Genomic DNA, 14903 nt, shown 5'->3' on the forward strand with positions numbered 1-14903 from the left:
CTTCAATGAGCATACGTCTGGAACTCGACAACGATCTGCAGGATGCCCTGCGCATACCCCCGGAAGAACAGGAAAGCAGGCTTCGCCGGGAACTATCCTTACGGCTTTATGAAAAAGGGCTTCTTTCTCTGGGAAAAGCCCGCCACATGGCTGGCATGGATAAGTGGGAATTTCTTTTGCTCCTGTCCCGGGAAGGCATACCCAGGCAGTACGATACAAAAGAGCTGGATCGAGACCTGTCTACCTTGGATTCTCTTCCATGAAGGCCATATCCAATTCGTCTGTTCTCATAGGGCTTAGCTCCATCGGCAGGTTAAGCATTTTGCACAACAGGTTTCCGCAAGGAATAATTGTTCCTTGGGCAGTCTGGGAGGAAGTGGTTGAAACCGGCCATGGTTTGCCTGGTGCTCAAGAGGTCGCCCGTGCAGAGTGGATTACCACCCAGCAGGTACAAAATAAGGTTTTCAGTCTTTCACTTCAGGTATCTCTTGACCGCGGAGAAGCTGAAGTTATTGCTCTGAATCAGGAAATCAACGCTGATATTTTACTGCTGGATGAAAAAAGTGCTCGAAGTATCGCTGTAAGACTGCAGTACACAGTTTTAGGCACAGTTGGTGTTTTGATCTGGGCCAAAAGAAACTCCCTGTTATCAAATCTATCCCAGGAACTGGATTTATTGCAACAAAAAGGTGGCTTTCGTCTCAGCAAGGATGTCTATGAACTTGCAATCCAAAAGGCAGGTGAGTAGTGATCAAAGATAGCCCGATGCTTATTGCTGGCATATCCGGTGCCATTATGGGGAATCATTTCCACTTAGTGGCCCGGATGCACCCTGATGATGAGATTTCCAATTCAGATGTCATCAAGAGGTGGCAGGACTATTACGGTGACAAGGTCGAGATACCTGCTGACCGGATGGCTGAGGTCAAGAAGAGGCTTTGCAGCCTTGGTGCCTATGCGAAGGACATCAAGCAGAACTTTACCCGGTTAAATGCCGCGTTAAATGCCGCGTAGCGGCCCCCGCACACCATCCTCCCTACCCCTTCATAGTACCTCATCATATATTTCCTCTCTCTATTTTTTTTGCTAAACCCATTGTCTGTGCGGGGATTTAACCGGGTGAACCCGGTTAAATGCTGCGGTAGCAGCACCCCGCACATCACCCTCCTTACACTTCATGTAATTCCTCATCATATGTAACCTCCTTCTATTTTTAGCTATCTCATTTTTGGTGCGGGGGATTTAACCGGGTGAACCAGGTATTACAACAAAAAGCACAGACGTCAGGGATTCTTCTGGGGTGGGCGTTTTAAAAGCATGATTGTACGGGCATATCTAGGCAATATTTTGGCTGAAAACCTGTATGCCCATGCTCTCCCCATATTTTTCTCTGGAAGCCATTTCAGCTTCCAAACCCCCCTCTGGCGTAAGGGGTTATTTCCTCCCAGGTTAGGGGGCAATCCAAAAATTGGTTTAATCATCAGACTTTTCCACCCGTTTTTGAGAGCCATAAAGATAGGCCAATTTGAGAGCCAAAATCATATGGCATACTGATCTTTGACCTGAATCTGAACGCCTCGATTTCCCCACCAGGAAACGCGGTTGAGGCCTGTTTCTTTTCTGCTGGTAAGAAGTTCGGCAAGTCTCTTTTTAATCCCCTGACGATCTCCGTCCAGATATGTAATGAGGAGGTCGCCGGAGTCATCAAGGCTCAGTTCGCAGTTTTGATTGCTGAATATGCTGGTTCGGATGGTGGACAAGACACATTTCCAGTCTTCAGGGCTTTGCCACTGAGGTATACATAGCTGGGACCGAAAATAATCAACAGCGAGCCGAGCAAGCATGATGCAATAGTAATGAGCCTCCACTTTTTCTGGAGACGTGCCTGTGGGTTTGTTCAGGAAGTAGTTCTCGATAAGATCTTTGATGCCAGTTTCCACCGGCCAGCGGATGTGGTAGGCATCCAGGATCTTGGTCGGGCTGTAGTCTGTATGTGTACTTCCAAAGCAGCGGATCTCACTGGTTTCTTTGTTTTGCTTGACCACAAAACGAAAGGGCTTTTTTGTTTCTGGGAGAATGAAGTCCTTACTGGCAATGCGATATTGCTCCCGGTAATCCTGCCAGACCCCTTGCTGGATGGTTGCCTCTTTCCAACGCTTGATCTTGGGGTTTTGTTTGAGGCACATGGTAATGTCCGATTCCGAACGAACAGTCAAATATATCAGCTGTTTTTCTCCGGTATACTCGGAATCTGCATAAATTTCCTTGATAACGTCAGGGTCAATGATCATAAACAGGTTTCGTTCACAGAAGCGGTACAGGGCTGACGGAGCCCTGGACTTGCCTTCACAGTAGGCGATATTAATGATGGTGTTGGTCATGCTGTCCCAGAGGATCTGCGGCCTGTGAGCGTACGTCATATCACCGTTTTTATCAGGAGCCTTGCTCAATGCTTTGTCTTCAGGAAACCGGCTATCCGAGGGATCACAGTGATAATCTATGGCAATCTCTTTGCCCTCAATGATCCCCAGTTCCCTGGCCCGGCAAGAGGCATCGTTTCGCAGGAACTGCAAATGGCTGAAGCGAATCTCATCGAATGCATCGTAGAATCTGGTTTTTCCTGGGTTGAGAACCAGTCCTGAAGCCACGGCTACAGAGCGGTCAGCATTGAGTGTAAAGTCATGGATGCTGGGAAAACCAGCGATAATGCGCATGACATTCACGATAATATTGTTGGTGATCTCAGAAGTGCGCAGGCTGTTTGGGCCGTAGGTGTGCCATGCTTCAATGACCCCTAATTGATCCAGGAAAGGAGCCACGATCAAAGTTCCTGGGTTGCTGATAACCACCTTGCGGTAGGCCAGGTGCTTGATGAATTGAAGGAAAGAACGGTTCACTTTGAGCCCGGAGGTATCAACGAGATCAGGAAATCGGGATTTGGCCGAGGCTTCTACCGGTGACTGTTTCTCAGTCACCTGAGCCGGAACCGGGCTGGAGATAACACCTCGGATGGCAACGGGTTTTTTGAATCGTGAGAGTTTCCATCGAGCATAGATCTTTTGGACATTGGCCCGGGAACATTTCAAATTGAGCTTTTTTATCATCTTGGCTGTGGACAGGGACGGATCCATCAGTCTTTCTTCTATGATTTGAAGCTCCAGCTGGGGGGAAATCTTCTCACCGGTTTGCCCCTTTTGGACAAGATCAGCCAGGCCCCAGACCCCATAGAGCATATACCGGTTTTTCAACACATAGAACCGATTGGGGGCCATGCCGAATTCTTGAAGCACTGGGCGAATCTGGCGTTTTTTTTCAAGCTTGGATAAGGCCTTGAATAGCTCAACTCGATGTTGAAGGTGGTCGCGCTGATAATTGAAAAAAGTACCAGGCCGGTCGTGCAGGTTATGAACTGGCCTGGCAGGCGGTTTTTCTTTTTGCTTGATTACGGATTCCAGGATATGTTGCAGGCCGGACCAAAAACAAATGTCTGCTTCATCCATTCGCTGGCCATAGCCATAAGAACGCTGAATCTGGCGGATATGTTCCAAGGAGGCGTCTTCAATCCCCAGGGCCTTGGCGAGTCGTAAGGCATGGTTGGCACGTTCATGTGGTCTTGAAAGTTTGACCAGGATAACCAGTCGCTCCAGAGCCGGGTCAACCTGCTCATGAGATATCTCCGGTAAAAGAGCCACGGTCCCATAAAGAGCAAATGAGTGATCCCAGTCTTTCAAGGTGTTTCGACTGATGTTGAAAGATTCAGCCACAACCCTTTGTGGTTTTCGATTTTTCCATACATCGGTGATGGCCTGATAGGCAGAGAAGAATGGTTCGTCTTCATAAGTAAAAGGCACTGATGCAGGTGACCTGACAGCAGCCTGTCGTATCCTGAACTGAATGGACAAAAAGTATTGGCGAGCAGTGTCTGTGAGTACCATATCTATATACCCAAAGTAGTACGCAATTGTGGTCCAAAATCGCCTTGACAGTATATAAGATATAGTACGCAAAAATTCCCCGCAATGCAAGCATTTTTTGGATGGAATTATGCGATTTCCCAGGGGGTAACAGGTAAAACTTTCTACAGGCCTGCTCATGTAATCGGTTTTTATCTCGGCTAAATTATGAAATTATCGTTCTATTACAAGTAGTTAAGCATAAAAGAAAGCAATAGCATCATCGCTATCCGAGCTTGAGTGAGAGTTAAGAAATACTGTAACAAAGATTATCATTACTGAAAAAAATTGCGTACTACTTCATGGGGACGGATAACCAAGACTTGCTACAGCTTTGAGGTACTCATGAGGATTACGTTTGAAAATGTCGGCTAACAGATAACATGCTGACATTTATAGATAAAAAGGCATACATTGCGCATTCAACTTGGCGGAGAGAATCATTTTGCCCTTGTTTTTGACTTACAAAATGGCTCTGAAAACTGCCTGGAAATGTCTGATCATAGATGGGGGTTGTTAGAACTTGGCCCCCCGCCCTTGAATTCAAAGCGGATATGGGGGAGGGGGTAGTAATGGGTATTGAGGGTATTGGACAGGGAAGGCTCAAAGCACTATCGTGAAACACGATGGTGGGAGTAATGGGCATGGTGGATATTAGACAGGGGACAGAGTGAGTACATTGGGCAGATTTTTTCTGATGAGTACATAGTGAGTACATGGCTTGAAAAGAGTAAGGGCTTACACCAAGATCGATGTAAGCCCTTGAAATTTATGGTGCCGAGGGACGGAATCGAACCGCCCACACGGGGATTTTCAGTCCCCTGCTCTACCGACTGAGCTACCTCGGCTTGTCCCCTTAAAGAAATAATTATTTATCTGAGACTGTTATTTTTTGCAAGTCTTTTTTTCCAAAATTTCAAATTTACTTTTATCCCGGCTCAGGTTATATAGCCTCATTAAGTTGTTCAAGCGTTCGAATTCAAGTCCTATCAGTTCAAGGTACGGGCTTGCAGGTCACCTTTTATCCGGAAAACACAATTGAGAAGGAGTGTGCAATGGTTTCCATAATCTGGCTTGGGTTATGTTATCTTCTGGGTTCGTTACCCTTTGGCGTCCTTGTGGCTACTAATTTCTGCCGGATTGACCCCCGGTATCAGGGCAGCAAAAACGTTGGGGCAACCAATGTGGCCAGGCTCTGCGGTTTCAGGTACGGAATCACGGTCCTTGTGCTTGACCTGCTCAAGGGCTTTATTCCGGTGTGGGTCGCCATGCAGTTTTCCACGTCTGTTATCTTTATCTCTCTGACCGCCCTGGCAGTAATAATCGGGCATATGTATTCGGTTTTTCTCTACGGCAAGGGAGGAAAAGGTGTGGCTACGACTGTGGGCGTGTTCCTGGCCCTTTCAACCACGGTTACTGCCTGGGCGTTGGGCATCTGCCTGGCCATCGTCTACCTGACCGGTTACGTCGCCCTGGGCTCACTGGCCCTGGTAACCGCAGCTCCGGTTCTGTTTCTGCTCACCGGCAACTTCGGCTATATCCTGGTATCGCTTATAATCATGGCCCTTGTTTTCTGGAGACATGAGGAAAATATCCACAGGGTGCTTACCGGACAGGAAAACAGCTGGCGTTGCAGCTCCTCCGAAGCAACAGTAAACTGATATTCTTTTTTTGATTACTACCTGTCAGGGGTCTGCCCGGAATCTAAGCAGACCCCTGACAGGCAGCTGTTTCCAAAATCCTGGTAGTCCATAGCCGTTCAGGGGTCCCATCACAGCAGGTTCTGGAAATCATCCTCCGCCCGGACGCCTGCCAGCCCCGGCAAAACCATTCAGATTGAGATTGACCCGCCGAAAACTTTTAATAGCAGCCAGAAAAGGTCTCCTGGATTGTATGTCGTAAAAATGGTAACGCTGGAAAAATTACCGGGAACAGGAGAAATTTGGGGGAATTATTGAGATGTCGGGGGTGGATGGCATGTCCTTTGAGTGGAGTACGAATGAGGCACTGGAACTGGCTGAAGGCTATGTGGAAAAGACCGGGCATCATGTCTTTTTGACCGGCAAGGCGGGTACCGGCAAGACTACTTTTTTGAAAAAGCTGCAGGAGACTTCCAGCAAAAGGATGATCACCACTGCCCCCACCGGGGTGGCGGCCCTGAATGCCGGTGGAGTTACTCTGCACTCCTTCTTTCAGTTGCCATTCGGGCCTTTTGTGCCTGGAAGCGAGGCCTTTGAGCGGGACCAGCAGCGCCGGTTCAGAATAAGCAGGGAGAAAAAGAATATCATCCAGAGCCTGGATCTCCTGGTAATTGATGAAATCAGCATGGTCCGGGCAGACCTGTTAGATGCCGTGGATGCGGCCCTTAGACGTCACCGCCGCAGTGATAAGCCCTTTGGCGGAGTGCAGCTGCTTATGATCGGCGATCTGCACCAGCTTTCCCCTGTGGCCAGGTCCCATGAATGGGAGCTTCTGCAGGGCTGTTACAATTCAGTCTATTTTTTCGACAGTCACGCCCTGTCCAGAACCAGGTTCATCAGTATTGAGCTTGAGCACATTTACCGGCAGTCTGATGACAGCTTTATCCGGATCTTAAACCAGGTAAGGGACAACAGGCTGGAACCGGAATCCATCCAGGCGCTTAATACCCGCTATGATCCGGACTTTGTCCCGGACACGGAGCAGGGCTACATTACCCTTACCTCCCACAACAAAAAGGCCGAAAATATCAATAAGTGCAGGCTGGAGGAACTTCCGGGACAGGAGTACCTGTTTTCCGCTAAAATATCGGGCGATTTTCCGGAACAGATATATCCAACAGCTGCTTCTCTTGTGCTCAAAAAAGGGGCCCAGGTCATGTTTGTGCGCAATGATCCAGGCCCGGAAAAACTCTACTACAATGGCAAGATCGGCAGGATCACCTCCATTTCCCGGGATGAAATTCAGGTTCTTTGTCCAGGGGAACCGGAACCGGTCAAAGTGGAACCGCTGACCTGGGAAAACATCAAGTATACCATAAATGAGGATACCAGGGAAATCCAGGAAGAGGTGGCAGGTTCATTTACTCAGCACCCCCTGAAGCTGGCCTGGGCCATAACCATCCATAAGAGCCAGGGATTGACCTTTGAGCGGGCCATCATAGATGTGCAGAATGTCTTCACCCACGGCCAGGTCTATGTGGCCCTGAGCCGCTGCAAAACCATGGAGGGAATGGTCCTTGGCTCGCCGCTTGCCGCCCGGGGGGTGGGCATGGATGAGGCTATCCTCGGCTTTGACCGCGAGATCAGACAGAATCCCCCCGGCAAAGAGCATCTGGATCAGGCCAGGGTCGCTTACCAGCAGCAGTTGCTGCTTGAATGTTTCGATATGGGTCGGCTTGAGAGCCGGCTGCAGTATCTGTTGAGTCTGTTCAAGGACAACAGCCGCCTGGTCCGGATTACAGGTGGTTGTGATATCAAGGAACTGGAAGGCCTTGCAGGTGAGGTCATTGAGGTAAGCCGGGTCTTTTTGCGGGAGCTTGGCGGTATTTTCAGCCCGGAGCGGCTGCCGGAATCTGACAGTTATATTCAGGAAAGGGTTCGCAAGGGATCCCGGTGGTTTCAGGGCAGGCTGGAAAACCTGGCCGGGCCCCTGGGGGATACCGGGGTGGAAACTGATAATGCTGAAGTAAAAAAGAGGATCGTCAATGCCCTGAACAACCTGCAAAAGGATCTGGCCGTCAAGCTGGCCGGGATTAAAAGCTGTGAGCAGGGCTTTTCTTCAGCCGGGTACCTGCAGGCAGTGGCCAGGGCGGAAGTGGAGTTTACACCCCGGAGCAGGAAAAAGCCTGAGGCTTCGGAGTGGACTGAATCGGACATCGCCCACCCAGAGCTTTTCCAGGCCTTGAAAAAATGGCGTCAGGCCAAAGCCAGGGAGCAAAATCTTGCCCCGTATCAGATACTGCATCAACGGGTGGCTGTCCAGATTGCAGTCACTCTGCCAGCGACCCGGGCCGAGCTGAAGAAGATACGCGGGGTGGGGGAAAAGACCATTGCCAGGTTTGGACAGGAACTTTTGGATATGGTCGCAGATTATCGCCGCAAACACGGCATAGAGAAGGTGGTCCTGCCGGAGAAGCCCGGTTCGCAGTCAAAAGAGCAGCCCAGCAAAAAGATTCAGGCAGGGGATACCAGGCAGGTGACCCTGGACCTGTTCAGACAGGGCCAGAGCCCGGACAGTATTGCCGAAAACAGGGGCCTGACCCGGTCCACCATAGACACCCATCTGGCCTACCTGATCCATCAGCAAGAACTGCGCATTGACGAGCTTCTTTCTTTTGAACTGCAAAAAAGTATTGAACAGGCCATTTCAGAGGTTCAGGGAAACTCCCTCAAGGACATAAAAGAAAAACTGGGTGATGAGGTCAACTACGGACAGATAAAAATGGTTCTGGCCCACCAGGGAACATTTATCCGTTGATGGCGGAAAACAGCCCAATATTAACCCTTGCAGTCTAAGCAGGTTTGCCATAGGTTCGATACATGCAAAAATCACCTCTCCCCAACGCAAAGCCCCTTCATGACGCAGCCCGGTACTGGGGAGCCGATCTGGTGGCTGTGGCGGACACATCACGTCTGGAAGGCATCGAAACGGATCCTTCGGATCTCCTGCAGGGTTACCCCCGGGCAGTCTCCATAGCAGTGCACCTGGCAGACGGGATCATGGACCACATCACCAGCAGGCCCACGCCGCTCTATGCCAGGCATTACCAGAACGTCAACGCCCTTCTTGATCATATTGCCATCCGCATCTCAGGCCTGCTGCAGTCCTGGGGTGGAAAGGCCCTGCCTGTCCCGGCCAGCCATATCCTGAGTGAAGAACGCTTTACAGCTGCCATATCGCACAAGGCCGTGGCCATTCAGGCGGGACTGGGCTGGCAGGGCAAACCTACGATTCTGGTTACTCCTCAGTTCGGCCCCAGGGTGCGCCTGACAACCGTGCTCACAGACCTGGTCCTGCCTGCGGGTAAGCCCATCAAGAATAAATGCGCCAAGTGCACTTACTGTGTGGAGGCCTGCCCTGCCGGGGCGATTAAAAATGCTTCTACGGCTTTGCACTATGACTTGCGTTCAGAGGCCCTTGATCTTGATGCCTGCGTTGGACAGCTCCGCAGCAATGAGCAGGAAAAGCACATCCCTCCATATCTCTGCGGCGTATGTGTCTCGGCCTGCCCGTGGGGCAGACCCAAAGGATCTGAAAAGCGCTGAGGGAAGAACCTATCAGGGGTTCAGGGTTGCTTCTTCTCAAGCAGAAACTCTCCTGCCCTGTACTCCGACCAGTAGATGTTCTCTCTGTTTGGAAGGTGAAAGCCCACATGCCCGCCGTACTCAGGGATTTCCAGAAAAAGATGATCATTTTTCGAGGCCTGTTCCAGGGGAAAACAGGAAGGAGTCAGAAAGGGATCGTCCCCGGCCTGGACCAAAAGGCTTGGAACACGGATGTTTTTCAAAAACTGCAGGCAGGACGCCCTGGCATAGTAGTCTTCCGCGTCCCGGAACCCGTTCAGGGGCGCTGTGTAACGGTTGTCGAAATCGTGAAAACTCCATGTAATATTCAGGCCCTTTGCATCAAAAATCCCGGGGAACATCTTTGCCTTCAGACGTATCTTCGCCCTGAGACTGCGCATGAAATGCATGACATAAATGCGGCTTACGGTTGAGTCCAGCCTGGCAGATGATGCGGATAAATCGCATGGCACGGAAAAGGAGCAGGCTGCCCGGACCTGGCAAGGGACCTGCCCGGGATCTTCGCCCAGATACTTGAGCAGTTGATTGCCTCCCATGCTGAAACCCACAAGGAAAACATTTTCATATCCCTGCCTGATTACATGGTGGATTACCGTGTCCAGGTCATCAGTCACGCCACTGTGATACAGGCGGGGCAGACGGTTGGGAGTGCCCGAACAGCCCCGGAAATTCATGCACACCGCGTCCATTCCCAGCCGGGTAAGATGTCTGGCCATGCCCAGAGGATATTTTTTGCGCGAATTTCCTTCCAGGCCATGACTTATGACCACGGCCGTCCTTTTATCTGAGCGCCGGCTCATATGCCAGTCAATATCCAGGAAATCCCCATCCGGAGTGTCTATTCTTTCCCGGTCAGGATCAGTGTGCGGTACAGGGCGAAACAGGGCGGGATATACAGTGTGGACATGGCCGTTTCTAAACAGGTGAACAGGTGTGTATCCGGGGCTTGGCAAAACTGGCATTATTTTATGGATAAGCTGTTAAACAGCTACAGCGTCTCTGATAATTGTAAAATCCAGCGTAACTATTCAGGGGGTGCCAGCAATCGCCACCGGGAATAGACTTGAAGCGTACTCCCCAGCCGTGAGCGGCAGAGCCGCCCGCCTGTCCCGTGAAACAAACGTAGTTTCAGCGTAGCTGGTTTCACTGGGATGTGCAACGAAGTTGCCCGTGCCAAAAAAATCTTCTTAGGCACGGGAAGCCTTCAGGCTTCTCACGGGTGCTCCGCACACACGGTTTTGAAGAATAAAAGATCCCCAGCAAGGCATTACCCGCCTGGAAGACAGGCAAATTGGCATATCTCCCCCCTGAAGAGTTACAATCCAGCTTTCCCAGCGGTCCTTTTTGAGTCCTCTCAGAGGCATCAATTATCTCTATGGATACAATTTTGCCATCTTTGCCGTAATCAATAACAACTCCGTTAATCTCTAAAGAATCCACAATGGGCTCCCCAGGGAGGAATTCTATATTCATCAGATCGTACTTTGAATCATAATCAATCTTCATACTGTTGTTCCTCTCAATATCTGGAGACCTGGGACGTAAAACAGCCTGTAATCACTGAAAGTTGATTGTCCTCTTCCTCGTATAGCAACCTGAGTAGATAACTACTGTCATCAAAAAAATATTTGCGTTGAGCTACAGCTCAACCCTTTGTCCTCTCAACCATTTGATCAGGTTTTTGTATAGTTTAAAAAACCATACTCTCTTCAACACCACGTTGGGCAAGCTTTTTTCGGGCAACAGGGATAATGGTAATGAGTAAAAGGCTCGCTGGACATGGACATCTCCTTCTCTCATATTTTATAAGCCAGACTCAAGCAGCATGCAAGGCCTTTCTTTCCCTGCGTCCAAAGCAGCGAAACAGGGAACCGAAAACAGTTCCTGATCCTTTATTCCGTAATGACCAAGCCACCCTTAATTTTGGCCTCAAGGAATGGAACGAGCTGGACCCCCAGGAGATTGTCCGCAAATACCAATTCCTGCATCCCTCAATTCCATCCAACTCTTGTACCCCTTAATCAAACTCCCGGCACACCCCTTGCATAAAAACCCCACAAAAAGTTCAAAGCCAAATAGCAACAACGCAAGGAGAAGCCCATGTTCAACGAATCCCCTTCAGCCGGACGCGGCCACGATCCTGAAGAACTCCTGGCCCAGGCCAGGCAGGCCTTGGACAACGAAGACTGGTCCACCGCCGTCAAGGTTTTGAACAGCATCCTATTACGCCACAAAAAAAACACTCCGCACGAGGCATATATACTGCTGTCCAGGGCCCTGCGCGGCCAGGACAAGCTGGACAGGGCGGAAAAAATTATCCAGCAGGGCCTTACAGGCTACCCGGACAGCATCAGCATGCTCACCGAGTATGCTGACATCGCCAGGATCAGGGAGGACTGGGCCGAGACCAAGGCCCGCCTGGACGTACTCAAGCAAAAAATTGACGCCCTCAAGGCCGCCTCGGCCCGGGCCTCTACCCCGCAACCTTCTCCTTCCAGTGAGCCTGAAGCTCAGCATCAGGAACAGCATCAGCCACAGACAGAACCGGAAATTTCTGCCCGGACCCGGACCAAGAAAATCATGTGGCTCTCCCCCATGTGCGCCCTGGACCGCCGCAGCGGAGCCGCCTGCCAGATGCGCTCCGTGCTCTGCACCCTGGCCGGAGCCGGATGGGACGCCTACGCCGTGAACATGACCCTGTGCGACGGCCAGGAGGAATACCCAGTGGGCAGCATCATCGGAGACAAACGCGCTGTTCCGGAAAATTACGGCAAGGTGTTCAAGATCAAGCGTGACGGGGTCAAGCACAACATCTTCTATACCAGAAGCAGCTACGGCAAGAACCTGACCAAAGAGGAAGCCAGGGATTTTTTCCAGCACGCCAAAAGGGCCCTGGAGCAGATAAAGCCGGACGTGGTTTTGACCTACGGCAGTTCCAGCCTGTGCAAAGAACTCATCAAGGTGGCCCGGAAAAACTGCACAACCCTTATCTTTTACCTGGCCAACCCCAGCTACGATGACCCCGAACTTTTCCGTCCCTTTGACCAGGTTTTGGTGCCTTCGCAGTTTCAAAGCGATTATTACCAGCAAAAGATCGGCATCAAAAGCTCTGTCCTGCGCACCATGATCCCCGAGGGCAGCCAGATAAGCCCCCAGGAAGTTTTGTCCACCCAGGCCCCGCAGATGCGCAGGAAAGGATTTATCACCATGATCAACCCCTCCATGGCCAAGGGGGCCACCCTGTTCGCCAGGCTGGTGAGCACGGCCCTGCGCGAGCGTCCGGACCTGCTTTTCCTGGCCGTGGAAAGCCGCATGAGCAGTGATCAGTGGGCCGAAGCAGGTATCGACCTGGCCGGCATGAAAAATATCTGGTGGATCCCCAACCAGGAGGACGTGCGCACCATCTATGCCCGCACATCCATTCTGCTTTTTCCCTCCTTCTGGAACGAGGCCTCGGGCCGCAGCATCGCCGAGGCCCAGCTGGGCGGTATCCCTGTCCTGGCCTCCAACCACGCCGGCATGCCCGAGCAGCTGAACGGCGGAGGTTTTCTTTTTGATATCCCGGAAAAGTACCGCCAGAAATACAGCCGGGTGCCCTCCGAGGCCGAAGTCCGGCCCTGGCTGGACACCATATACCGGCTCATGGACGATGATGAGTTCTACCGGGACTCCACCAGGCGCGCCCTGGAATGCGGGGCCATGTTCCACCGCGATGTAATGCAAAAGGACATAATCCAGCGCTTCGAGTCCTTTGCCGACGGCGAAAACCTGCTCCCGCCCCTGGAGCCGGGACAGAAAACCCCGGCCCACACCCCTGTGCAAAGAGGGGAAAAACTCTCCCGCAACGCACCCTGCCCCTGCGGCTCCGGCAAAAAAGCCAAGAAGTGCTGCGGAGTGGAGACGGATCACCAGGGTAAGGCAACCGGTGCAGAACAAAAAGCTCCCCGGCAGCAGCTGGACCCACCGACCCCGGATCAGATCGTAAACAGCTCAGCCAACCGCCGACCTGAGCCAGAAGAAATAAGCCGGGAAATGCAGGAAATAAAAGAAGCCCTGGGATACAACCCGGATTTAACCGCCCCGGTCACTTTCAATGAAAAGATGGCCCGGCGCAGGCTCCTGGGCGAGGTCACGGACGCCGAAACTTTGCAGGACAGGTGGCAGGTGCGCCGGTGGGTGCAGGACCGCGCAGACGAAAGCGTCCTGCCTGAGGTTTACCAGGCTGTTTCCAGTGCAGACCAGATCAGCTGGGATGAACTGCCTGAAAGCTTTGCCATAAAGACCAGCTTCAACAACCAGGTACGCCTTATCCCGGACAAAAGCCGCATAAACCCCCGGGATGTAGAAAAGCTCTGCAGGCAGTGGTTAAACGGCCACGCAAAGACTGACGGAGAAACTCCTGGCAGGGCTGTGCAGCCGGTGGTCATGTTCACCGGGCTTTACCTGGACAGCCACGCCATGCTGCCCAGGTCATACGGATTTTTCGTATTCCACGGACAGTGCCGCTTCATCCAGGTGGATCACCCCTTTCCAGAGCCAAAGCGCACCCTTTACTCTCCGGACTGGGAGATTCTGCCCCTGTGCCTGGACCTGCCCCAGGGACCGGTTCAGGACAAACCGGAAAATCTACAGGAAATGATAGACCTGGCCCAGAAGCTTGGCCAGGGTTATGACTTCATGCGCGTGGACCTGTATTCTGTGCAGGGCAGGGTCTTTTTCGAGGCCGTGGACCTCTTCCCCGGGGAAGCCAGACAGCGCTTTTTCCGCCCCCGCGACCCGGACAGCACCTACGAACCTGACCAGTGGGCAGGAGCATTCTGGGAATAAGATTTGTTGGCACTCGAAGCCTTCAGGCACCCCTCTTCATCCGTGAGCGTCAAAGCCGCCCGACTGAATGGTTACGTGATGATCTACTAAGACGTTAGCAGGAGTCCCGTCAGAGGCCACAGACCACTCCACTTCACACATCAATATACAGGCCCGGAGTCCCGCACAAAGAGACAGGGGGTTAAGGGTTGTCCTGCTCCTGTTTCGGACGTCTGGATACTTAGTGTCCTCTGGGACCCCAGAAAGAAAAAGGGGTTAAGATTTTTACCTTAACCCCTTGAAATTTGTGGTGCGCCCGGCAGGATTCGAACCTGCGACCTACTGATTCGTAGTCAGGCACTCTATCCAGCTGAGCTACGGGCGCGCAAAGAAGAAAATATAAGTACTTTCAGGTAAACAAGTCAAGTTTTATTTTTTATTGTTCTCAGGAAAACCAAGATCCAGGTCAGGAAACTCTATCTCCTCTTCCACTCTCGCTCTCTGGCCGGTCCTGTTGTGGCCAGACGTTTCCGGATCATCCGCTTCCAGCTCCTTGCCCAGATCAAGGCTGAACTCTGTATCATCCCCTTTTGTCTCCCGGCTTTCAAAATCCATGGAAGAATGTTCCTCTTCATCTGACCGGCCGGATATTTCCATCCTGGAACCATCCAGAGCACCATCCCCGTAAAATTCTGCTTCTTGGGATTCATCTTCCTGACTGGAAAAATTCCAGGAATCACCCGGGGCCTGCACCCACTCTACATTGAAAATCCTGCGCTCTGCGGCCCAGTCGTAACCGCACTTGGGGCAGTGGTCCAAGTGATCAAAAGAGGTATAACTGCATTTGGTGCAAAACATT

At 51.6% G+C, this 14903-nt stretch carries 11 protein-coding genes and 2 tRNA genes; 7 read left to right on the forward strand and 6 right to left on the reverse strand.

The genetic code is table 11. The annotated features are described in order from the left end of the window. Positions 1-5 precede the first annotated feature (5 nt). From DTHIO_RS17425 to DTHIO_RS17435, 3 genes are read left to right on the forward strand one after another with little or no spacing between them, the layout of a single operon-like run. Positions 6-263 carry a UPF0175 family protein gene (locus tag DTHIO_RS17425; RefSeq protein ID WP_008871569.1) on the forward strand — a complete coding sequence of 86 codons (258 nt, stop codon included), beginning with the start codon at positions 6-8 and terminating at the stop codon, positions 261-263. Beyond that, positions 260-748: a PIN domain-containing protein gene (locus DTHIO_RS17430; RefSeq protein ID WP_008871570.1), complete on the forward strand. Its 489-nt coding sequence runs from the start codon at positions 260-262 to the stop codon at positions 746-748. Before DTHIO_RS17425 ends, DTHIO_RS17430 begins: the two co-directional genes overlap by 4 nt. A 17-nt stretch (positions 749-765) precedes the next feature. Beyond that, complete coding sequence (locus tag DTHIO_RS17435) at positions 766-1014, forward strand: hypothetical protein (protein ID WP_244156405.1); 249 nt, start codon at positions 766-768, stop codon at positions 1012-1014. Between the two features lie 524 nt (positions 1015-1538). On the opposite strand, the gene DTHIO_RS22150 is transcribed toward DTHIO_RS17435, so the two are convergent. Both DTHIO_RS22150 and DTHIO_RS17450 read right to left on the reverse strand, forming a co-directional pair. Continuing rightward, positions 1539-3851 carry a transposase gene (locus tag DTHIO_RS22150; protein WP_208596352.1) on the reverse strand — a complete coding sequence of 771 codons (2313 nt, stop codon included), beginning with the start codon at positions 3849-3851 and terminating at the stop codon, positions 1539-1541. 874 nt (positions 3852-4725) lie between these two features. Continuing rightward, a tRNA-Phe gene (locus DTHIO_RS17450) sits at positions 4726-4801 on the reverse strand. Between the two features lie 207 nt (positions 4802-5008). Between DTHIO_RS17450 and plsY the strand changes: the two genes are divergently transcribed. The 3 genes from plsY to DTHIO_RS17465 all read left to right on the forward strand — a co-directional run bounded on the left by plsY (position 5009) and on the right by DTHIO_RS17465 (position 9199). Continuing rightward, entirely contained in the window at positions 5009-5614 is a 606-nt protein-coding gene (gene plsY / locus DTHIO_RS17455; protein ID WP_008871571.1) for a glycerol-3-phosphate 1-O-acyltransferase PlsY, read from the forward strand. Positions 5615-5930: 316 nt separating this feature from the next. Further along, positions 5931-8411, forward strand: coding sequence for a helix-turn-helix domain-containing protein (locus DTHIO_RS22765; RefSeq protein ID WP_040419406.1), 2481 nt, complete (start codon positions 5931-5933; stop codon positions 8409-8411). 62 nt (positions 8412-8473) lie between these two features. Continuing rightward, positions 8474-9199: a 4Fe-4S double cluster binding domain-containing protein gene (locus DTHIO_RS17465; RefSeq protein WP_008871573.1), complete on the forward strand. Its 726-nt coding sequence runs from the start codon at positions 8474-8476 to the stop codon at positions 9197-9199. 20 nt (positions 9200-9219) lie between these two features. Here the strand turns inward: DTHIO_RS17465 and DTHIO_RS17470 are convergent, their stop codons facing one another. Beyond that, the gene (locus DTHIO_RS17470) at positions 9220-10200 is read right to left on the reverse strand and encodes a YheT family hydrolase (RefSeq protein WP_008871574.1); all 981 of its coding nucleotides are present in this window, start codon (positions 10198-10200) and stop codon (positions 9220-9222) included. A gap of 181 nt (positions 10201-10381) precedes the next feature. Next, a complete protein-coding gene (locus tag DTHIO_RS20705; protein ID WP_008871575.1) occupies positions 10382-10744 on the reverse strand; it encodes a DUF2283 domain-containing protein in 363 nt (120 codons plus the stop codon). A 594-nt stretch (positions 10745-11338) separates the two neighbouring features. Between DTHIO_RS20705 and DTHIO_RS17480 the strand changes: the two genes are divergently transcribed. After that, complete coding sequence (locus DTHIO_RS17480; RefSeq protein WP_008871576.1) at positions 11339-14065, forward strand: ATP-grasp fold amidoligase family protein; 2727 nt, start codon at positions 11339-11341, stop codon at positions 14063-14065. A gap of 287 nt (positions 14066-14352) precedes the next feature. Here the strand turns inward: DTHIO_RS17480 and DTHIO_RS17485 are convergent. Together DTHIO_RS17485 and DTHIO_RS17490 are read right to left on the reverse strand one after the other, a co-directional pair. Further along, a tRNA-Arg gene (locus DTHIO_RS17485) sits at positions 14353-14429 on the reverse strand. A gap of 44 nt (positions 14430-14473) precedes the next feature. Then, complete coding sequence (locus DTHIO_RS17490) at positions 14474-14902, reverse strand: hypothetical protein (protein WP_008871577.1); 429 nt, start codon at positions 14900-14902, stop codon at positions 14474-14476. Position 14903 lies beyond the last annotated feature (1 nt).

This window comes from Desulfonatronospira thiodismutans ASO3-1 (assembly GCF_000174435.1).
In the GTDB taxonomy this organism is placed as follows: Bacteria; Desulfobacterota; Desulfovibrionia; order Desulfovibrionales; family Desulfonatronovibrionaceae; genus Desulfonatronospira; species Desulfonatronospira thiodismutans.

What these genes read in the sequence shown, in the direction of transcription:
- DTHIO_RS17425 (WP_008871569.1), top strand. Translation starts at nt 6, where the DNA reads ATGAGCATACGTCTGGAACTCGACAACGATCTGCAGGATGCCCTGCGC.
- DTHIO_RS17470 (WP_008871574.1), bottom strand. Translation starts at nt 10,200, where the DNA reads ATGCCAGTTTTGCCAAGCCCCGGATACACACCTGTTCACCTGTTTAGA.
- plsY (WP_008871571.1), top strand. Translation starts at nt 5,009, where the DNA reads ATGGTTTCCATAATCTGGCTTGGGTTATGTTATCTTCTGGGTTCGTTA.
- DTHIO_RS22765 (WP_040419406.1), top strand. Translation starts at nt 5,931, where the DNA reads ATGTCCTTTGAGTGGAGTACGAATGAGGCACTGGAACTGGCTGAAGGC.
- DTHIO_RS17430 (WP_008871570.1), top strand. Translation starts at nt 260, where the DNA reads ATGAAGGCCATATCCAATTCGTCTGTTCTCATAGGGCTTAGCTCCATC.
- DTHIO_RS17465 (WP_008871573.1), top strand. Translation starts at nt 8,474, where the DNA reads ATGCAAAAATCACCTCTCCCCAACGCAAAGCCCCTTCATGACGCAGCC.
- DTHIO_RS17490 (WP_008871577.1), bottom strand. Translation starts at nt 14,902, where the DNA reads ATGTTTTGCACCAAATGCAGTTATACCTCTTTTGATCACTTGGACCAC.
- DTHIO_RS20705 (WP_008871575.1), bottom strand. Translation starts at nt 10,744, where the DNA reads ATGAAGATTGATTATGATTCAAAGTACGATCTGATGAATATAGAATTC.
- DTHIO_RS17480 (WP_008871576.1), top strand. Translation starts at nt 11,339, where the DNA reads ATGTTCAACGAATCCCCTTCAGCCGGACGCGGCCACGATCCTGAAGAA.
- DTHIO_RS17435 (WP_244156405.1), top strand. Translation starts at nt 766, where the DNA reads ATGCTTATTGCTGGCATATCCGGTGCCATTATGGGGAATCATTTCCAC.